The sequence below is a fragment of the Terrabacter sp. 2TAF16 genome, assembly GCF_052115065.1.
Classification (GTDB): domain Bacteria; phylum Actinomycetota; class Actinomycetes; order Actinomycetales; family Dermatophilaceae; genus Terrabacter.
In genome coordinates this window covers 130,965-151,116 of sequence record NZ_JBFRFZ010000009.1, presented here as the reverse complement: position 1 = coordinate 151,116, position 20,152 = coordinate 130,965, and the positions used below count along the sequence as shown (strand labels likewise).

Sequence of the window (20,152 nt, the reverse complement as noted above, 5' to 3'; positions counted from 1 at the left end):
CCTCATCGTGTCACGTCGGGCTGCGCGGCCCCGGGAGATGGGAGTGTGGTCGCATGGAGTTCACCGACGTCGTCCGCTCCCGACGCATGGTCCGTCGCTACGACCCCGACCGGGAGGTCCCGCGCGAGGTCGTGGAGCGCTGCCTCGCCAACGCGGTGCGCTCCCCCAGTGCCGGGTTCAGCCAGGGCTGGGACTTCGTCGTGCTGACGACACCGCCCGAGCGGGACGCCTTCTGGGCGGCCACGACGGAGCCCGGCGCGGCGAGCGACCCCTGGCTCGACGGCATACGCGCCGCTCCGGTGCTCGTGCTGTGCCTCTCGCACAAGGACGCCTACCTCGACCGCTACGCGGCGCCCGACAAGGGCTGGACCGACCGGGACGAGGCGCGCTGGCCCGTGCCCTACTGGGACGTCGACACGGGCATGGCCTCGCTCCTCATCCTGCTCACCGCCACCGACGAGGGCCTCGGCAGCCTCTTCTTCGGGGTGCCGCCGGAACGCCACGCCGCCGTCCACGAGGCGTTCGGCATCCCCTGGACGCGCAGCATCGTGGGCGTCGTGTCGATCGGGTATGCCGTCCCGGGACCCAGGAGCCCGAGCCTCCGACGGCACCGGCGCACCGATCGCGACGTGGCCCACTGGGGCCGTTTCGGCGTGGCAGGTGAGAACCCGTGATCACCCTGCGCGAAGATGGGGTGTTCACCCGCTAGCGGCAAGGAGCACCACCCGGCATGGCCCGTGGAAAGACCCCCCCGCCTCCACCGGAGGACTTCGAGGAGAAGATCGTCGGCATCGACGTCGAGGAGGAGATGCAGAACGCCTTCCTCGAGTACTCCTACAGCGTCATCTACAGCCGGGCGCTGCCCGACGCCCGGGATGGGCTCAAGCCCGTCCAGCGACGCATCCTCTACGGGGCCAACGAGCTCGGGCTGCGTCCCGACCGCGGCCACGTCAAGAGCCAGCGCGTCGTCGGCGAGGTGATGGGCAAGTACCACCCGCACGGCGACCAGGCGATCTACGACGCCCTCGTGCGCATGGCGCAGCCGTTCACCCTGCGCCTGCCCCTGATCGACGGTCACGGCAACTTCGGCTCGCTCGACGACGGTCCGGCCGCGGCCCGCTACACCGAGGCGCGCATGGCCAACGCCGCGCTGCTCATGGTCGCGGGCCTCGACGAGGACACCGTCGACTTCGTCCCGAACTACGACGACACCCAGCTCCAGCCCGGGGTGATGCCCGCGGCCTACCCCAACCTCCTCGTCAACGGCGCGGCCGGCATCGCGGTGGGCATGGCCACGAACATGCCCCCGCACAACCTCGTCGAGGTCATCGGCGCCGCGCGGCACCTCATCGCCAACCCGACGTGCTCGCTCGAGGACCTCATGAAGTTCGTCCCGGGGCCCGACCTGCCCTGCGGCGGCAAGATCGTCGGCCTCGAGGGCATCCGCGACGCCTACCTCACCGGACGTGGCAGCTTCCGCACCCGGGCGACGGCACGCATCGAGTCGATCACGCCGCGGCGCAAGGGCATCGTCGTCACCGAGCTGCCCTACCTCGTCGGACCAGAGAAGGTCATCGACAAGGTCAAGGACCTCGTCCAGGGCAAGAAGCTGCAGGGCATCGCCGACCTCAAGGACCTCTCGGACCGACAGCACGGCCTGCGCCTCGTCATCGAGATCAAGAACGGCTTCAACCCCGACGCCGTCCTCGAGCAGCTCTACAAGCTGACGCCGATGGAGGAGAACTTCGGCATCAACAACGTCGCGCTCGTCGAGGGCCAACCGCGCACCATGGGCCTCAAGGACCTCCTCAAGGTCTACGTCGACTTCCGCACCGACGTCGTGCGCCGACGCACCGCCCACCGCCTGGCCAAGCGCGAGGAGCGGCTGCACCTCGTCGAGGGACTGCTCATCGCCATCGTCGACATCGACGAGGTCATCCAGGTCATCCGCGGCTCCGACGACGCCGGCACCGCCCGCGCGCGGCTCATGGACGTCTTCGACCTCTCCGAGGCCCAGGCGACGTACATCCTCGACCTCCAGCTGCGCCGGCTCACGAAGTTCTCGCGCATCGAGCTCGAGAACGAGAAGACCGAGCTCGAGCGCGCCATCGAGGAGCTGCGCGCCCTGCTCGACAACGAGAAGCTGCTGCTCAAGCTCGTGTCGACCGAGCTCGCCGACGTCGCCAAGGCGCACGGCACCCCGCGTCGCACGGTGCTCCTCGAGAGCTCGGGTGCCAGCGCGACCGCGACGGCCGCCTCGCCGCTCGAGATCGCCGACGACCCGTGCTGGGTCCTGCTGAGCTCGACCGGCCTGCTGGCCCGCACCGGCACGGCCGAGCCGGTCACCGCCGAGGGCTCACGCTCGAAGCACGACGTCGTCATCGGCGCCGTCCGCACGACCGCACGCGGCGAGTTCGGGCTCGTGACGAGCGCCGGCCGGATGGTGCGCCTCTCGGCGCTCGACCTGCCGACCCTGCCGCCGACCAACGGCTCCCCCACCCTGTCGGGCGGCGCGCCTCTCGCGGCGTATGTCGACCTCGGCAAGGGCGAGGAGCCGGTGACGATCGTGCCGATCGGTGCCGACGCACCGGTCTTCGCCGTCGGCACGGCGGCCGGTGTCGTCAAGCGGGTCACGTCCGAGGCACCCAAGAGCAACGACTGGGACGTCATCAGCCTCAAGGACGGCGACCGCGTCGTCGGAGCCGCGGTCGCCGACCGTGAGGACCTCGACCTCGTCTTCGTCACGACCGACGCACAGCTGCTGCGTTTTGCGGCGAAGTCCGTTCGCCCACAAGGCCGCTCGGCCGGCGGCATGGCAGGCATCAAGCTCGCCGCCGGCGCCCGAGTCGCCTTCTTCGGCGTCGCCGACCCCGCCCGCGAGGGTGTCGTCGTCACGTCGTCCGGCTCGTCGGGTGCGCTGCCCGGCACCGAGGGCGGGTCGCTCAAGGTGACGCCGTATGCCGAGTACCCCCCGAAGGGACGCGCGACCGGTGGCGTTCGCTGCCACCGCTTCCTCAAGGGTGAGGACACGCTCGTGCTCGCCTTCGCCGGCAACACCCCGGCCCGGGCCGCCGCCGCCAACGGCGTCGCCATCGAGCTGCCGCCCGCCGACGGTCGCCGCGACGGCTCGGGGGTCCCGACGGCCGCGGTCATCGCGCACGTCGCGGCCCCACCCGCCACCTCCCAGTCCACCGACGTGGAGTCGGGGTTCGCGGTCACCGAGGATGCCCTCGGCGATGGCGACGCCCCGTCCGACGGCGGCGACGCGTGACCCCGCCTCCCGGCGGCAAGGCCGCCCGCCGCGCTGCGGCGGCCGCGGCTGCAGCCACGGCCGCCGCGTCCGCAAAGGTGACGTCGGTCGTCGACGCGATCTCCGGAGCGCCCGCGCCCGACGCGGACCCCCCGACGTCGGCCGAGTCGGCCGGCTCGGCCGGCTCGGCTGAGGCGCCGAAGACAACGCTGTCGACCGAGCACGCCGAACCCGAGCACGCCGAACCCGAGCACGCCGAGCACCCCGCGACGACCGGATACGGCACCCCGGCCTCCGACGCGTGCTCGGTCCTCTGGGACCACGACGGCACGAGCGCCTACGGCACGGCGGCCACGGCGCGCTTCTTCGTCATCGTCGAGCAGCCCGGCCCGTGGGGCCGCGACGCGGCACGCGAGTCGCATCTCGACCGAGAGCTCGGCGCCGAGCTCGAGGGCCGCACGAGCCGGGCAGGTGGGCGCTTCATGCTCATCCGACGCCCGGGCGGCCATCCGGCCAACGACGGCCCCCGCCACGTGTTCGTCGCGCACGCCGGTGCGCGTCCCGAGGACGCCTGGCTGCTCGTCGCCGAGGTCGACCACGTCGGCGACCTGCTGGGACTCGACTGGGGCGCCCTCGCCCGCGGCAGCCGCGCCCTCGTGCAGGCCTCGCTCCTCGGCTCACGCCCCGCTGAGCCCACGCTGCTCGTGTGCACCAACGGTCGTCGCGACGTCTGCTGCGCCGTCCGAGGACGCCCGCTCGCCGCCCACGCCGCGCGGGTCGCCCCCGGCCGGGCGTGGGAGGTGTCGCACACCGGTGGTCACCGCTTCGCGCCGACTGCCGTCCTACTGCCGTGGGGACAGACCTTCGCGCGCCTCGACGAGCGGGCGTCGGAGTGGCTCCTCGGAGCGAGCGAGTCCGGGCACCTGCCTGCCGAGCTGCTCGGCCCGCTTCACGACCGAGGCCGCTCTGGCCTCGCCGGTCCGTCGCAGTGCGCCGAGTCCCACGTCCGCGCCGAGACGGGCGAGACCCGCCTCGCCGCGCTGTGGGCCGACGCCCCCGAGGCGGTCGACGACGGCTGGGACGTCACCGTCACCCACGCCGACGGGCGCCGCTGGCACGTTCGCGTGACGCGCGAGCCCGCCGGTCGCACGCGCCCCGAGTCCTGCGGCAAGAAGGCGGTCGAGGTGCACGAGCACCGAGCGACGATCGTCGAGGCGTGGTTCTAACCACGCATCGGGACGGGATCGCTCACCAGGGCTTGGGGACGGTCTGCGACCCGTCGCCGGGCACGGTGTCGTCGTTGCCCTGCTGCTGTTGCTGGTTGCGCTCGATGGTGTTCTGCCGCTGCTGCTCCTGGAGGTAGTCCTGCTCCTCCTGGCTCGGGGTGTTCCCGGGGTCGGGCGTGGGTGCGGGCTGCTGACCCGGCCCCGGCTGCTGCTGCGGGTTGTCGGGGGGCTGCTGGTCAGGGGGTGCGTCGGAGTTCTTCTGCTCCATCCGCTGCTGCGCCTGCTGGAGCTGCTCGCCGGTCTGGCCGCCTTCGGGCGCATCGCAGAGCCGGGGCCTCTCCTTCGTGATCGTGATGCCCTTGTCGTAGTACTGCTTCCACTCGTCGGTGCGCTCGCGCGCCTTCGCGGCGTCGCCCAGGGCCTCGTAGGTCAGGCCGAGGTTGACGCGCACCTTGCAGTCGTCGATCCCGCCCTTGGGGACCTGCTCGAAGGCCTGCTCGAACCACGGACGCGCCAGCTCGAAGTGCCCCGAGAGGACGTGGGCGTCCCCGATCGCGAAGGGCGACCGGAACTGCTCGACGACGTTCACCCACCCCTGCCGCTCGCCCCAGGTCAGGGTGCGCGGCTTGTCGCCGGCCTCGTAGGCGTCGAGCGTCTGTGCATGCACGAGGTTGAGCGAGATGAGCCTGAGCGCCACGAGGACGAGCAGGACGACGACGGGAGCGGACGCGAGCAGCAGCCGCCGGCGTCGCCGACGCAGGTGCGGCGGGAGTGGGCGACGGTCACGTCGGCGCAGGCGGAACCGGCGGCGTACGCCCTCCGCGGGGACCTTGTCCGCGCGTGCCGGTCGCTCGTCGAGGATCGTCATGGGCGCGTCTCCCTCCGGCGGCGGGTCTGGGCGAGCGCCGTGATGCCGGCGCCGACCTCCCACGCGGCGATCCCGGCCACACCGAGCAGCAGCGGCCAGTAGAGCTCGCGGCGGGCGATGACCTTCTGCTTCTCGATCTGCTCGCTCGTGCCGAAGCGCTCGAGGTCGATGCCGGCCACGGCGGGGCCGATCGCGTCGCCCGCCTCGCGGTGCACGTAGCTCAGGCCGAGCTGGTCGCCGATCGTGCGCAGCGTGTCCTCGCTGACGACGGAGCGGGCGTCCTCACCGGTCGCGGGGTCCTTGATGTAGTCGCGTGTCGTGTCGAAACGCGACCGCGTGGCCTTCATCCGGCCGCCCTCGGTGGTGCCGTAGCCGAGGACGGCTCCACCGTTGATGAGCCGCTTGTCGATGTCGAAGGGCGCCGGAGGGTCCTGCGCCGTCTGCTCGCCGTCGCCGAAGTAGAAGACGACCCGCCCGCGCTCGGGAGTGCGCGCGTCGGCCTGCTGGAGCAGCGTCTTGAGGCGGTCGTTCGCCTCGCTGACGGACGTGCCTCTGGAGACCTCGTAGGACTCCGGGAGCAACGTCTCGACCGCCGCGTCGAGGGCCGTCGTGTCGGTCGTCAGCGGCAGCCGCACCCGAGCGTCCTGGTCGAACGTCACGACCGAGTAGCGGGCACCCGGAAGAGCCTTCGCGATGGCGGAGATGTCCGAGGAGACGCCGTCGATGCGCGGGCGACCGTCGCCGTAGTCCTCGGCGATGATGCTGCTCGTCGTGTCGACGACGAAGTAGACGTTGAGGTTGGCGGCGGTGGTGTCGACCTGTTCACCCGCAACGGCCGGACGCAGCGCGGCGACCCCGAGGAGCACGACGGCACCCGTGAGGCGCCAGTGCGTCGCCCGCGACTCCCCCGGCACCGAGCGCGACGACGGGTTCCACCACACGGCGGCGAGCGCCCCGACCGCGAGGACGAGCAGCACGGGCCACGGGGCGACGGGCAGGAGAGTCACGACGCCCACCTCCGACTCGCACCGATGACGCCGATGAGCCCGATCCCGGCGAGCGTGATCGGCAGCGTCGGGTTGTCGGAGTAGAGGGCGCGGGAGGCGGCGTCGATGAGCGTCGCCTCCTGGGCCTGGACCGCGTCGACGATGCCCTTGATGGCCGCCTGGTCGCTCATCGCGAAGTAGCGTCCGCCGGTGCCGGTGACGATGTCGCGCATCTCCACCGCCTCCTGGTCGGCCCCGTCCTCCTCCGGGTTGAGCCCGTAGACGCGGACGCCCTTGGCCTTGGCCAGCGCACCGGCCTCGTCGACGTCGATGATCGGCCGCCCGGCGAGGTGGTTGTCGGTGGCGAAGACGACCGAGCGGGCGCGCTGGACGTCGACCTTGTCGAAGCTGGAGACGCAGGTCGCGAGCCCATCGCCGATCAACGAGGTGCCGCGGCCGTTGAAGGTGCCGGCGAAGAAGGAGTCGTACTCCGGGTCGCCCGTCAGCGCACGTCCCGCGGAGTCGAGCTCCCCGTTGATGAAGTCGTAGTCGTCGGTGAGCGGGAAGACCGTGGCGGCCGACGAGTTGAAGATGACGAGCCCGATCCGCTCGCCCTCGAAGCTCGAGACGAGCGTCTTGAACGTCGACACGAGGGTCGCGTCGTAGGCGGCCATCGAGCCGGAGATGTCGAGGCACAGCATGATGTCGCGGCTGCGGGTCTGGGGCTTGTCGATGGTGGTGTCGAGCGGTCGGGCTGCGCCCACGAGGGCCGCCCCGCCGAGGAGCACGGCGCTGGACACGAGCACGGCCATCCGGATCCGGTGCAGGCGCAGCGCCCGGCGGTACTCCGGCAGCTCGGTCAGCGCGCTCGAGTTGGCGACCGCCGCCGACGCACGTGCCTGCCGGCGGGACATGAGCCGGTAGACGGCATACGCGAGCAGGGCCGCGAGGAGCGTCCCCAGGCTGAGCACGCCCGGCCACTTGAGGTCGAGGCCGTTCAGCTCCATCGCGCCACCACCTGCTTGGCGACGGTGCCCGCCCCGACGAGGGTCGCCGTCTCACGCGGGCCGAACTCACCGGGATAGAGCGATCCGACGACCTCCGAGACCGGGGTCAGCCGGGATCCCGTCGCGTTGAGCTCGGTGAGCGTCATCGTCGGGGCGTGGATCCCCGACACCTCCTGGACGAAGTGGCGCACGAGGACGCTGAGCTGCTGGTGCGCCCGGCGCTGGCTGATCTCGCCGGCCGCGGCCCGGTCGAGCACGAGGTCGATCTGCCGGGTGTAGTCGGCGCGCAGGCGTGAGAGCCGGTCCGACGTGATGCGTGGCGGGACGACGACCTTCTTCTCGCGCGTCGACCACCACACCCAGACGTACCAGGCGGCGACGAGCACGAGCGCGCCGACCCCGATCCAGAGCCACGTCGCGGCATACGGGTCGGGAGCGTAGAAGCCCGGCGGTGGGGCGTCAGCGGCGCGCACGACGCTGCCTCTCGAGCAGGGCGAAGACCGTCGCGACGACCTCGTCGGACGACCCGAGACGGGCATGGTTGATCCCGCGGCGGTCGAGCAGCTCGGTCGTGCGCTGCACGCGCTCGGCGACCGAGGCGGCATACGCTGCGCGCACCCGCGGGTCGAGCCGCACCAGCGTCGGCAGCGTGTACGTGTCGGCGACGTCGTATGCCGTCCGGTCCCCCTCGATGGCCGTGGGGTCGGCGTCCTCGACGGTGATCCAGAGGATCTCGTGCTGGACGTGGAGACGGCGCAGCAGCTCGTCGAGCGCCGGGTCGAGCTCCTTGTCGTCGGCGACGACGAGCAGCACGAGGCGGCGGCGGACGTTGCGGACGATCCAGCGCAGCTGCGTCGCGAGGTTGCTCTGGTCGCCGTCGAGGACGGTCGCCGCGTCGACGGCGCGCAGCAACAGCTCGAGGTGCGCCTCGGAGCCGCGCAGGTCGTGCGCGACCGTCGAGCCGGCGGTGCCGCGGACGAGCCCGACGAGGTCTCCGTGGCGCTGCGCGAGGTAGCCGACGAGGCCGGCCGCCGCGATGGCCACCGACTTCTTCGGCTCACCGCTGCGGGTCGTGGCCGCCATCCCACGGCCGGTGTCGATGACGAGCATGAGGTTCTGCTTGCGCGTCGCGACGTAGCGCTTGACGAGCGGCGACTGGCTGCGGGCGGTGGCCCGCCAGTCGATGTCGCGCACCTCGTCGCCCGGGACGTAGTCGCGCAGGTCGTCGTAGTCCAGGCTGCGACCGTGGAAGACGGAGGCGTACTCCCCCTCGAGGAGGCTGCGTGACTTGCGGCGCGCGTGGACGAAGAGCTTGCTCTTCACCCTCGTCAGCAGCGTCGTCGTCATGTCGCGTCCGTCGTCCGGCTCCCCGGTCAGGGGGTGCGGATCCCGTTGACCATCGCGTCGATGATGCTCTCGACGGCGACCTCGTCGGCAGCCGCCTCGAAGCCGAGGGTGACGCGGTGCCGCAGCACCCGGTGCGTCAGCGCCTTGACGTCGTCGGGGACGACGTGGTTGCGGCCGTCGACGAGGGCGCGGGCCCGTGCCGCACTCGTGAAGGCGATGCTCGCCCGCGGGCTCGCCCCGAAGTCGACGTAGCCGGCGAGGCGCGGCTCGATGTAGTCGCGCGGGTGCCGCGTGACGTAGCCGATGCCGACGACGTAGTTGACGATCGCCGGGTCGATGTAGACCCGGCCGACGAGCCCCTGCAGCCGCTTGACGTCGGCGACGGACACGACCGGCTCGGACGCCGTGAGGAAGATGCCGGAGTCGATGCGCCGCAGCACCTCGGCCTCCTCCGCCGGCGACGGGTAGTCGAGGACGTCCTTGAGCATGAAGCGGTCCATCTGCGCCTCGGGCAGCGGGTAGGTGCCCTCCTGCTCGATGGGGTTCTGGGTGGCGAGGACGAGGAACGGGTCGGGCAGCGCGTAGCTGCGGTCACCGATGGAGGTCTGGCGCTCCTGCATCGCCTCGAGCATCGCCGACTGCGTCTTGGCGCTGCTGCGGTTGATCTCGTCGAGGAGGACGAAGTTGGCGTGGACGGGACCGAGCTGGGTCTCGAACGTGCCGGAGTGCTGGTTGTAGACCTGCGTGCCGACGATGTCGCTCGGCAGCAGGTCCGGGGTGCACTGGATGCGGTGGAACGACCCGCCCACCGCCTGCGCGATCGTCTGCGCCGCGGTCGTCTTGGCCAGCCCGGGCACGCTCTCGAGGAGGACGTGGCCGCCAGTCATCAGGGCGATGAGCAGGGTCTCCTGCAGACGTGCCTGGCCGACCACCTTCGAGGCGAAGGCCGTCGAGATGGCCTCGATGGTCTCGGCGGCCCAGTGCAGCTCGTCGGGCGTGAGGTAGCGCGTCGGTGCCGGTGCGGTGCGGTCGGGGGCGATGTCGATGCCGGCCACGGCGACGTCCTCGTCGGGGGCGTCGGGCGAGCCCGAGAGCTGGTCCGGCTCGTCGGGGACGGCGGCGTCGTCCGGTGCGGCCGGGCTCGGGAGCGCGACGGTGAAGCTCGTGCCGTCGAACTCGTCCGACGGGGCGCCCTGACCGGTGTCGGGCTGCGCGCCCGGCTCGTCGAGCGCGTCGAGCGCGCCGGACCGTTCGTCGGCGACCGACTCCTCGGCGTTGACGTTGCCCACCATCGATTCCCCTTCTCGACGCGTACCGGCGGAGGGAGTCGCGCCGGCAGGGACACATCGTAAGCACGGCATGCTGTGCCGCGCCGGTGGTCCCGTCACCCCACGGACACGTCGGGGGCCTGGATCGCTGCGCTCAGGCGTCGATCCGCTCGCGGTCGACCTCGGCCGCGGACTCGATGATGAAGTCCTTGCGCGGTGCGACCTCGTTGCCCATGAGCAGCTCGAAGACGCGCTCGGCGGCCTCGAGGTCACGCATCGTCACCTTGCGCAGCGTGCGGTGACGCGGGTCCATCGTCGTGTCGGCGAGCTGGTCGGCGTCCATCTCGCCGAGACCCTTGTAGCGCTGCATCGGCTGCTTGATCTTCTTGCCCGACTTCTCGAGGCGGGCCAGCGTGCGGCGCATCTCCGGCTCGTTGAAGGTGTAGATGAGCTCGTTCTTCTTGGCGCCGGCGTTGATGACCTCGAGCCGATGCAGCGGCGGCATGGCGGCGTAGACGCGACCGGCGTCGACGAGCGGACGCATGTAGCGGAAGAAGAGCGTCAGCAGCAACGTGCGGATGTGGGCGCCGTCGACGTCGGCGTCGGTCATGATGATGACCTTGCCGTAGCGCGCCGCGCCGAGGTCGAAGCTGCGACCCGAGCCGGCGCCGATCACCTGGATGATCGAGGCGCACTCGGCGTTCTTGAGCATGTCGGAGACCGACGCCTTCTGCACGTTGAGGATCTTGCCCCGGATCGGCAGCAGCGCCTGGAACTCGGAGTTGCGGGCCTCCTTGGCGGTGCCCATGGCCGAGTCGCCCTCGACGATGAACAGCTCGGACCGCTCGACGTCGGTGGTGCGGCAGTCGCGCAGCTTCGACGGCAGCGTCGAGCTCTCGAGGGCGTTCTTGCGCCGCTGGGTCTCCTTGTGCAGCCGGGCGCTGATGCGCGACTTCATCTCGGAGACGACCTTCTCGAGGAGCAGGGCCGCCTGCGCCTTGTCGCCGCGCTTGGTCGACGTGAGGCGGTCGGTCAGCTCCGTCTCGACGACCTTGGCCACGATGGCGCGCACGGCGTTGGTGCCGAGGACCTCCTTGGTCTGGCCCTCGAACTGCGGCTCGGCGAGGCGCACCGTGACGACGGCGGTCATGCCCGCGAGGATGTCGTCCTTCTCGGGCTTGTCGTTGCCGACCTTGAGTCGACGGGCGTTGACCTCGAGCTGCTTGCGGAACACCTTGACGATGGACTGCTCGAAGCCGGTGACGTGGGTGCCGCCCTTGGGCGTGGTGATGATGTTGACGAAGGACTGGACCCTCGTGTCGTAGCCCTGGCCCCAGCGCAGGGCGACCTCGACACCGCACTCGCGCTCGAGCTCGGTCGGGGTCATGTGGCCGTTGACGTCGAGGACCGGGACGGTCTCGGTGAACGTGCCGGAGCCCTCGAGGCGCCACACGTCGGTGATGGGGGTGTCGGGTGCGAGGAACTCGACGAAGTCGGTGATGCCGCCGTCGTGCTGGAAGACCTCCTCGACGGTGCCCTCCTCGCCGGGCGTGCCCTTGAGGCGTCGCTCGTCGCGGATGACCAGGCGCAGGCCGGGGACGAGGAAGGAGGTCTGGCGGGCGCGTCCGAGGATGGCGTCGTAGTCGAGCTCGGCGTCCTTGAGGAAGATCTGCCGGTCGGGCCAGAAGCGCACGCGCGAGCCGGTGACGCCCCGCTTGGCCTTGCCGACGACGGGCAGCGCGCTCTTCTTCTCGTAGGGCGTGAACTCCGAGTCGGGCGAGTGGACCGCCGTGCGGTCGGCGAACGTGCCGGGCTCGCCGCGCCGGAAGCTCATGCCGTACGTCTTGCTGCCGCGGTCGACCGCGACGTCGAGCCGCGCGGACAGGGCGTTGACGACGGAGGCGCCGACCCCGTGGAGACCACCGGTGGCGGCATACGACGCGCCACCGAACTTGCCACCCGCGTGCAGCTTGGTGAAGACGACCTCGACACCGGACAGTCCGGTGCGGGGCTCGATGTCGACGGGGATGCCGCGACCGTTGTCACGGACCTCGATGGACCCGTCGCCGCTGAGGATGACCTCGATGTCGGTGCACACGCCGGCCAGGGCCTCGTCGACCGCGTTGTCGATGATCTCCCAGAGGCAGTGCATGAGGCCGCGCTGGTCGGTCGAGCCGATGTACATGCCGGGGCGTTTGCGCACGGCCTCGAGGCCCTCGAGGACCTGGAGGTGGCGGGCGGTGTAGTCGCCGTTGCCGGAGGGAGCGGGTCGTGAGGCGGAGGCCACGGTGTGTCGTTCTCTTTCCGTCGGTGTGCGGCCAGCGGTCGGGCTGTGGAGGGCTGGCAGGGGAAGCCTAGCCACCGCCACCGACCGCCCTCGGGAGGCTCGCGGCTCCCCCGGGTGACGGACCTCACGGACGAGTCGGGCACCAGCCCCGCGAGCCCTGTCGGGAGACGCGTGCCAATCCGTATCTGGGCGGCGCGGCGAATCACTGACACGTAACGATGTTGCTCCGGCGGGCGTCTCACTGACCGAGCCTCACCATCGGGAAGGTTTCGACGTGATTCACTGTTGGAACGTCCACGAGGCGCGAGAGGTCCACCGGATGGACCGATCGGGCGTCGTAGGTACATGGCAGGGTTTCCCTCCGGGGGACCCCCGAGGGAGGAAAGAGGCGAAATACGATGACGACAGCACTGGCACCCGAACTGACTGCTGCTGACCGCTGCGACCGATGTGGGGCTCAGGCCTACATCCGCGCCCGCCTCGTTTCCGGCGGAGAGCTGCTCTTCTGCGCGCACCACGGACGGGAGCACCTCCCGGCGCTGAAGGACAAGGCTCTCGACATCCGCGACGAGACGGAACGACTCACCGAGGTCCCGGGATCTGCTCCCGTGGACGAACACTGAGTCCAGAGGCGATCTCCGACCCGGCCCCTCCTGACCCCATCCTGATCCGCACGCCGCCGACGGCTGCCCCGTGATCACTGCGACGAACGTCCTCGTTCTGCTCGCGATGATCGTGGGCACCGTCGGCATCGTCGTCCCGGTGCTGCCGGGGCTGCTGCTGGTCTGGGGTGCGACGCTCGTGTGGGCGTTCGAACGTCAGGACGGGCCGGGTTGGCTCGTCTTCGGCATCGCGACCCTGTTGTATGCCGTGGGCCTCGTCGCGCAGTACCTCGTCCCCGGGCGGCGGATGAAGACCGCGGGCGTCGACGGGGTCATCGTCGCGGTGGCGCTGGTCGTCGCCGTGGTGGGCTTCTTCGTCGTGCCCGTCGTGGGCGGGCCCCTCGGGTTCGTCCTGACGATCTACGTCCTCGAGCTGGCCAAGCACCGGGGGCATGCACCGGCCTGGCACGCGACGACCCAGGCCATTCGCGCGGTGGCCCTCAACATCGGCATCGAGCTCGTCACGGCGTTCGCGATGATCGCGACGTGGGCTCTCGGCGTCTACGCCACGCGCCCCTGACCCGCGAGGCTCTCGTCAGACACGGTCTGGACAGGTGAAGGACCCCGACGGTCTCCGTCGGGTTTGCGTTCGTGGGTGTGGGGCCGGTCAGCGGCGCGTCACCACTGGTCGCGGCGGCGCTTCTCCCACCGCTCCTCGAGGCGCTCCATGAAGGTGCCCTGCTTGGCTGAGGCGGCCTTGGCCTTGCCGCCGGCCCGCGGCTTGGTGGTGCCGTCGCTGGCGACGGCTGCGAGCTTCGTCTTCGACGGGGTGATCGCGTAGACGATGCCCGCGACCATGATGGCGAAGCCGACCGCACCGAGCCAGATGCTGCTGCTCATCGCCGAGAAGACGACCAGGGCGAGGCCGACGACCGCGGCCACCACGCCGGCGACGAGGCGTCCACGGCCGAGACCGCGCGACTTCGTCTTCTCGATCCGCGAGGCGAATCGAGGGTCTTCGGCGTAGAGGGCTTCCTCCATCTGCTGGAGAAGTGCTTCCTCGTGTTCCGAGAGCGCCACCGGGCACCTCCCTGGTGCGAAATCGACTGTGCCCGAATCGTATGTCGGAAACGGCCGACGCGGACTTCTTTCCCTCAGGATAGGTCTCGCCGAGCGCGTTGGGAACCCGAGGGTCGCTCGGGCATGAGTGACGCCGGACGCACCGACCCGGCTCCGAATCTGGCGCTCGCGCGGTCGACCGCGCGGTCGGCCTCGCGCCACCCGTGCTCGGGCTCGTCGAGGGTGGCCTGGATGGGGGCGACGGCCGACGGGACGAGCCCCTCGAGGCGGACCCCGACGAGCCGGATGCGGGCGCGTTGGAGGCCGAGGCGGTCGTAGAGCTCGCGGGCCGTCGCGAAGATGTCGCGGGACACGTCGGTGTGGTGGCGCAGCGTCTTGGCGCGGGTGATCGTCGTGAAGTCGGCGAAGCGGACCTTGATCGACACGGTGCGCCCCGTCATGCCGGCGGACCGGGCCCGGGCCGCGGTGCGGTCGGCGAGTCGCAGCAGCTCGCGGTGGATGCGGACGGGGTCGTCGATGTCGTGCGCGAAGGTCTCGTCGGCACCGATCGACTTCTCGCGTCGCTCCGGCACGACGGACCGGGGGTCACGACCCCACGCGAGGTCGTGCAGGCTCCGGCCGGAGACGTCGCCCAGGGCACGCTGGAGGGTCTCGACGGGCGTGTGCGCGAGGTCGGCGACGGTGCGCAGGCCGAGGCGGTGCAGGTGCTCCTCGGTCTTGTCGCCGACGCCCCAGATCGCGCCGACGGGCAGCTGGTGCAGGAACGAGACGACCTCATCGCGCGGCACGACGATGAGCCCGTCGGGCTTGGCGAGGTTGGAGGCGAGCTTGGCGACGAACTTCGTCGAGGCCACCCCCACGGAGCACGTGATGCCCTGCTCGTCGGCGATCGTGTCGCGCAGCTGCTCGGCGATCTGGGTCGGACGGCCCAGACGGCGCACGGCCCCGGAGACGTCGAGGAAGGCCTCGTCGAGCGAGAGGGGCTCGACGCTGTCGGTGATCGTCGCGAAGGTCGCCATGACGGCCTCGGAGATGGCGGCGTAGCGGCGGTGGTCGGGCTCGATGATGACTGCCTGCGGGCACAGCCGCTGGGCCCGGGCCATCGGCATCGCCGAGGTGACCCCGAAGGCCCGCGCCTCGTAGGTGGCCGAGAGCACCACGGACCGCCCGCTCGCGCCGCCGATGATGACGGGTCTCCCCCGCAGCTCAGGCCGCGAGATGAGCGAGGCGGACGCGTAGAAGGCGTCCATGTCGACGTGCAGGACGGTGCAGCCGGTGTCGTCGGGTGGCTCGGAGCCGGCCCGGGTCGGCGCGGTGAACTGGCGGCGGCTCATCGTCGGCCCGTCGGACGGGTCGACGCGCTCACGAGGGCGCGGTCAGTCGCGGCGCGCGACGACGTGGAGGGCATTGCCGAGGGTCCGGAGGAACTCGCGCCCCGGACCGGTGACGAGCAGCTCGTCGAGCTCGGCCAGGGCGACGCGGTCGGCCTCGGAGTCGATGAGCGAGGCCGGGACGAGGTGGCCGAGGATGTTGGTGCCACGCACCCGGACGTCGGTGAAGCCGGCGTCGGCGAGGAGCGTCTCGAGCTGCTCGACGTCGAAGCGGCGCGGCAGCGGGTCGGTGCTCCCCCAGCGACCGGAGGGGTCGACGAGGGCCGCACGGGCCTGGCCGAACTCACCGGCGATGGCCTTGGCGAAGACGACGGACAGCCGGCCGGAGACGAGCAGGGACAGGACGCCGCCGGCACCCAGCGCCTGCGCGATGGCGTGGAGCGTCGCCGCGGGGTCGTCGACGAACTCGAGCGTGCCGTGGCAGCAGGCGAGGTCGACGTGGCGCCCGGCCAGGACGGAGCCGAGGGAGTCGCCGTCGCCCTGGACCGCCGTGATGCGGTCGACGATGCCGGCCTCGCGGGCCCGGCGACCGAGCGAGGCGAGGGCGTCGGGGCTGGGGTCGACGACGGTGACGTGGTGACCGGCCTCGGCGAGCGGGACGGCGACACCACCGGTGCCGCCACCGAGGTCGAGCACCTCGAGCGGCCGGCCGAGGCGCTGCGAGCACTCGTCGGCGAGGTGTCCCACGGCCGAGACGACGGCCGACGGCCGGACCCCTCCACGTCGCTGGGGGCGCTGCTCGTCGGGCACGGGATCCTCCGTCTGGGAACGTGGTACGCGTGGTGCCGCGTGTGGTTCGTGTGCGTCATCACCCTAGTGCCCCGAGCTTCCCGGACTCGCGTGCCACAGCTTGCGTGGCGGGCCGCCCACCGTCTCGGTGGGCACGAGCCCGCTCGTGCCGCGCGGTCCCCGGACGTCGTCGCCCGCCGGCTTGATGTCGGCGTACGGCGACTGCTTGAACCCCGAGGCGTGGACGAGCACCCGCCGGCCGTCCGGCCCCTCGCCGACGCCGGACCGTGCCCCATCGGGTCCGGCGAGCGCGGTGGCGCGCTCCCACGCCGACCGGTCGGCGGCCTCGAGCGCGTCGCGGACGGCGGTGATGCCCCCGGACGTCCACGCGTCCTGCAGGCCCGAGAGCTCCCACGCGCCGGTCGCCCGGATCGAGACGCCGCGTGGACCGGTGCGCCGCACGACCCCTCGGCAGAGCAGCAGCCACGAGTGGAAGACGGTGGCGGCATACGGGCCCTGGACGTCCTCGAAGAAGGTGAGGTCGGCCGGGCCGGTGGCGTCGTCGAGCGTGAGGAAGACGACGCGGCGCCCGGTGCGGATCGGCGGGGTCTGGGTGGCGACCTTGACCCCGGCGACGAGGACCTCGCGGCCGCTGCGCCCGGAGAGCAGGTCGCGCGCCCGGGTCACGCCGAGCGCGTCGAGCAGCGGGCCGTAGAAGTCGACGACGTGACCGCTCGCGTCGAGGCCGAGCACCTCGAGCTCGGCCCGGACCCGCTCCGGGCCGGTCATCTCCGGCAGGCCGCTCGTCGCGGAGAGCCGCGGCGTGTCGCCGAGGTCGAGCGTCAGCTGGGTCGCGATCTGCTCGGGCGCCCCGGCGGAGCCCTGCGACTGGGCTGCGGCGAGGGCTCGGATGTCTCCCGTGGCGGAGACGGACGTGACGCGACCCCGTGAGGAGCCCGGTCCCGACGACCGGCTCGCGGCCGAGACCCGATGGGAGGAGCGGCGTGACGACCGCTGCGAGGAGGACCAGCGGTCGAGCTCGGCGACGTGGAGCAGCAGGTCGCGCCGGGTGACCCGGCCACGACGGCCGAGGCCGCCCCGCGCCCGGCCCACGACCCCGGCCCCGCTCTCGTCGAGACGGGACGGACCACCGAGGTCGATGTCGTGCAACGAGTCGAATCCCCCTGCGAGCACGAGCTTCTCGGCGACGGGCCGCGACACGTGGGCGCGCTGCCAGAAGTCGGAGAGGCTGGAGTAGGGCTGTCCGGCGACGATCTGCGCGACCTCGGCCTCGCTGATGCCGTGGACGTCGGCGAGCGACAGCCGGATGGCCTCGCCGCCGTCGTCGGTGCGTTCGAAGCGGTAGGCGCCGGTCGAGACGTTGACGTCGAGCCCGAGGATCGCGATGCCGAAGGTGCGGGCGTCGTCGAGGATGAGGCGCTTGGGGTACATCCCGGGGTCGTGGGTGAGCACCCCGGCGAGGAAGGCTGCCGGGTGGTGCGTCTTGAGCCAGGCCGACTGGTAGGTGGGCAGCGCGAAGGCCGCGGCGTGCGCCTTGCAGAACCCGAACGAGGCGAACGCCTTGAGGACCTCCCAGATCTTGTCGGCGACCTCGGGCGCGTAGCCGCGGTCCCGGGCCGCCGGTCGCCACCACGCCTCGATCCGCTTCTGCCCGTCGGGCGTGCCGAGCGTACGGCGCACCTCGTCGGCCTGGGCGAGGGTCACCCCGGTGGTCTCGGCGACGATCATGAGCACCTGCTCGTGGAAGACGACGACGCCCTCGGTCTCCTCGAGCGCGGGGACGAGCGACGGGTGGAGGTAGGACGGGTCCTTCCACCCCTGCCTCGCGTTGAGGAACGGGATGATCATGTCGCTCTTGACCGGGCCGGGCCGGAAGAGCGAGATGTCGATGATGAGGTCGTCGAAGGTGCGCGGCCCGAACTTGCCGATGAGCTCGCGTTGTCCGGGGCTCTCGATCTGGAAGCAGCCGAGGGTCTTTGTCGAGCGGACGAGCTCGAAGGTCGGCTCGTCGTCGAAGGGCACCTGCGACTCGTCGTCGAGGTCGACGTGGTCGCCGTCGACGCGCTCGACCTCCTCGATCGCGTGCGCCATCGCGGACTGCATCCGGATGCCGAGGACGTCGAGCTTGAGCAGCCCCATCTCCTCGACGTCGTCCTTGTCGAACTGGCTCATCGGGAAGCCGAGCCAGCTCGCCTCGACGGGGGTGCGGTCGAGCAGGACGGAGTCGGACAGCACGACCCCGCACGGGTGCAGCGCGATGTGCCGGGGCAGGCCGTCGAGGCGCTCGACGATGTCGAACATCAGCTGCAGGCGCGGCACGTCGAGGCCGCTCGCCCGGAGCTCGGGCAGCTCGGCCAGGGCGTTGCGGACGTTGCGGGCGGCGATGTGCGGGAAGGCCTTGGCCATGGCGTCGACCTCGGGCGGCGGGAGCCCGAGCGCGGCCCCGGCGTCGCGGATCGCGTGGCGCACCCGGTAGGTGTCCATCATCGAGACGCACGTGACCCGGTCGCCGCCGAAGTGGTCGAGGATGCGCTCGTAGATCTCGGTGCGCCGGGCCGACTCGACGTCGATGTCGATGTCGGGCAGCTCGGCCCGCAGCGGCGAGCAGAAGCGCTCCATGAGCAGCCCGTGCCGCATCGGGTCGACGCCCGAGATGCCGAGGAGGTAGTTGACGAGCGACCCGGCCCCGGACCCGCGGGCGGCGACCCGCACGCTCATCTCGCGGATGAGGTCGCAGACCTGGGCGACGGTGAGGAAGTACGTCGCGTAGCCGAGCGTCTCGATGACGCCGAGCTCGTCCTCGAGACGGTCGCTGACGGCGACGAGCTCGCTCTCGGTGCGGCCGGGGTAGCGGGTCGGGATGGACTCGCGGCACCGTCGCGCGAGGACGCGGTGCGGGTTGGTGCCGGGCCGGATGCCGAGGACACCCGGCTCGGGCAGGTGGACCGAGCCGATGCCGAGGTCGGCCCGTGGGTCCTGGACGCACTCGGCGGCGAGCGCCGTCGTGCGGGCGAGCAGCTCGCGGGCCTGCTCGCGGGCCAGCGACCCGCCGCCGACGAGCCCCGGGCCGGAGACCTGGACGACGTCGAGGGCGAGCGCGTGCATGAGGGGCGTCGGCGAGAGGTGCCCGGCCGTCGTGACGCGGTCGAGGTGGCGCGCGTCGAGCGCGACGAGCCGCCGGGCGGCGTCGAGGACGTCGACGATGGCGGCGTCCTGCGGGTCGGCGTGGCGCACCGCAGCCGTGATGATGCTCGGCACGCCGACCTCGCGGGCGAGTGCGAGCATGCGTCCGGCCTGGCCGAGGCTGCCGGGCTGGTGCTCGGGCCCGCCGTGGCACACGACCTCGACGACGACGGCGCCCCGCGGCAGCAGCGCGACCCAGCGCTCGAGCGCCGCCCGGGCGTGGTCGCGTCGCTTGGCGAGCACCGCACGACCGACGTCGGAGTCGGGCCCGAGGAGCACGACGAGCGGGGACGGCCCACCGTCCGCCCCCGATGGCGTATGCCGTCCGCCTCGTCCATCGGGTCGACCCCGGCCCTCGGACCGGCCGGGCCGATCGTCCTCCGCTGCGGACGGGACGGGCGGGGTGGGCAGCAGGCGCGCGTGCTCGGCGACGAGGGCCGCGGACGTGACCGGGTTGCCGCGCTCGCCGTGCAGGTGGGTCGCGGTGACGAGGCGACAGAGCGCCGCCCACCCGGCACCCGGGGCGAGGCCGGTGCTGCTGCCCCGGGCCAGCACCGTGACCCGCGGGAGCCGCGGGTCGACGAGGGCGCCGCCACGGACCGGGGTGCGCACGGGACGGCTGCGCTGGCGCTCGGGGTGCTCGGGGCCGAGGGCGAGATCGACGCCGAGGACCGGCGCGACGTCGTGCTCCATGCAGGAGCGGACGAACTTCACGGCGCCGTAGAGCCCGTCGCGGTCGGTCAGGGCGAGCGCCGGCTGCCCGAACGCCGCGGCACGCTCGACGAGCTGGTGCGGCTTGGCCGTGCCGTAGCGCATGGAGTAGCCGGACGCGACGTGCAGGTGCACGAAGCTCTCGGTGCTGCCGGCCGCGCTGCTCGTGCGGCCGCTGGTGATGGTAGTGGTCATG

General features: G+C 71.9%; 16 protein-coding genes. 5 read left to right on the top strand and 11 right to left on the bottom strand.

All coding sequences use genetic code 11. The features are described 5' to 3' along the window. Positions 1–53: 53 nt before the first annotated feature. Genes AB4Z14_RS15390 through AB4Z14_RS15380 form a run of 3 tightly spaced genes read left to right on the top strand, consistent with a single transcriptional unit; the run spans position 54 to position 4,476 of the window. Complete coding sequence (locus AB4Z14_RS15390; RefSeq protein ID WP_442275947.1) at positions 54–674, top strand: nitroreductase family protein; 621 nt, start codon at positions 54–56, stop codon at positions 672–674. A 56-nt stretch (positions 675–730) separates the two neighbouring features. After that, the gene (locus tag AB4Z14_RS15385) at positions 731–3,271 is read left to right on the top strand and encodes a DNA gyrase/topoisomerase IV subunit A (RefSeq protein ID WP_442275946.1); all 2,541 of its coding nucleotides are present in this window, start codon (positions 731–733) and stop codon (positions 3,269–3,271) included. Then, positions 3,268–4,476: a sucrase ferredoxin gene (locus tag AB4Z14_RS15380; protein WP_442275945.1), complete on the top strand. Its 1,209-nt coding sequence runs from the start codon at positions 3,268–3,270 to the stop codon at positions 4,474–4,476. The genes AB4Z14_RS15385 and AB4Z14_RS15380 overlap by 4 nt, the downstream gene beginning before the upstream one ends. Positions 4,477–4,498: 22 nt before the next feature. On the opposite strand, the gene AB4Z14_RS15375 is transcribed toward AB4Z14_RS15380, so the two are convergent. From AB4Z14_RS15375 to AB4Z14_RS15345, 7 genes are all read right to left on the bottom strand, one after another. Next, complete coding sequence (locus AB4Z14_RS15375; RefSeq protein WP_442275944.1) at positions 4,499–5,344, bottom strand: tetratricopeptide repeat protein; 846 nt, start codon at positions 5,342–5,344, stop codon at positions 4,499–4,501. After that, positions 5,341–6,351 (bottom strand): vWA domain-containing protein, encoded by a 1,011-nt coding sequence (locus AB4Z14_RS15370; protein WP_442275943.1) that lies wholly within the window; start codon positions 6,349–6,351, stop codon positions 5,341–5,343. The genes AB4Z14_RS15375 and AB4Z14_RS15370 overlap by 4 nt, the downstream gene beginning before the upstream one ends. Next, entirely contained in the window at positions 6,348–7,337 is a 990-nt protein-coding gene (locus AB4Z14_RS15365) for a VWA domain-containing protein (RefSeq protein ID WP_442275942.1), read from the bottom strand. The genes AB4Z14_RS15370 and AB4Z14_RS15365 overlap by 4 nt, the downstream gene beginning before the upstream one ends. After that, positions 7,328–7,810, bottom strand: coding sequence for a hypothetical protein (locus AB4Z14_RS15360; RefSeq protein ID WP_442275941.1), 483 nt, complete (start codon positions 7,808–7,810; stop codon positions 7,328–7,330). The genes AB4Z14_RS15365 and AB4Z14_RS15360 overlap by 10 nt, the downstream gene beginning before the upstream one ends. Beyond that, on the bottom strand, positions 7,797–8,684 hold the full coding sequence (locus AB4Z14_RS15355) for a DUF58 domain-containing protein (protein WP_442275940.1): 888 nt from the start codon (positions 8,682–8,684) through the stop codon (positions 7,797–7,799). The genes AB4Z14_RS15360 and AB4Z14_RS15355 overlap by 14 nt, the downstream gene beginning before the upstream one ends. A gap of 26 nt (positions 8,685–8,710) precedes the next feature. Continuing rightward, positions 8,711–9,724: an AAA family ATPase gene (locus AB4Z14_RS15350; RefSeq protein WP_442276000.1), complete on the bottom strand. Its 1,014-nt coding sequence runs from the start codon at positions 9,722–9,724 to the stop codon at positions 8,711–8,713. Positions 9,725–10,106: 382 nt separating this feature from the next. Then, positions 10,107–12,239, bottom strand: coding sequence for a DNA gyrase/topoisomerase IV subunit B (locus AB4Z14_RS15345; RefSeq protein ID WP_442275939.1), 2,133 nt, complete (start codon positions 12,237–12,239; stop codon positions 10,107–10,109). A gap of 398 nt (positions 12,240–12,637) precedes the next feature. Here AB4Z14_RS15345 and AB4Z14_RS15340 point away from each other — a divergent pair, with 398 nt between their 5' ends. Then, a complete protein-coding gene (locus AB4Z14_RS15340) occupies positions 12,638–12,862 on the top strand; it encodes a DUF7455 domain-containing protein (RefSeq protein WP_028785799.1) in 225 nt (74 codons plus the stop codon). Positions 12,863–12,932: 70 nt separating this feature from the next. Continuing rightward, complete coding sequence (locus tag AB4Z14_RS15335; protein WP_056781053.1) at positions 12,933–13,421, top strand: DUF456 domain-containing protein; 489 nt, start codon at positions 12,933–12,935, stop codon at positions 13,419–13,421. A 98-nt stretch (positions 13,422–13,519) separates the two neighbouring features. On the opposite strand, the gene AB4Z14_RS15330 is transcribed toward AB4Z14_RS15335, so the two are convergent. The 4 genes from AB4Z14_RS15330 to AB4Z14_RS15315 form a co-directional block, all read right to left on the bottom strand. Then, complete coding sequence (locus AB4Z14_RS15330) at positions 13,520–13,921, bottom strand: DUF3040 domain-containing protein (RefSeq protein WP_082620078.1); 402 nt, start codon at positions 13,919–13,921, stop codon at positions 13,520–13,522. A 74-nt stretch (positions 13,922–13,995) separates the two neighbouring features. Then, positions 13,996–15,255 carry a DNA polymerase IV gene (gene dinB, locus AB4Z14_RS15325; RefSeq protein WP_442275938.1) on the bottom strand — a complete coding sequence of 420 codons (1,260 nt, stop codon included), beginning with the start codon at positions 15,253–15,255 and terminating at the stop codon, positions 13,996–13,998. Positions 15,256–15,297: 42 nt separating this feature from the next. Beyond that, the gene (locus AB4Z14_RS15320) at positions 15,298–16,062 is read right to left on the bottom strand and encodes a class I SAM-dependent methyltransferase (protein ID WP_442275937.1); all 765 of its coding nucleotides are present in this window, start codon (positions 16,060–16,062) and stop codon (positions 15,298–15,300) included. A 63-nt stretch (positions 16,063–16,125) separates the two neighbouring features. After that, positions 16,126–20,151 carry a DNA polymerase III subunit alpha gene (locus AB4Z14_RS15315; RefSeq protein ID WP_442275936.1) on the bottom strand — a complete coding sequence of 1,342 codons (4,026 nt, stop codon included), beginning with the start codon at positions 20,149–20,151 and terminating at the stop codon, positions 16,126–16,128. Position 20,152 lies beyond the last annotated feature (1 nt).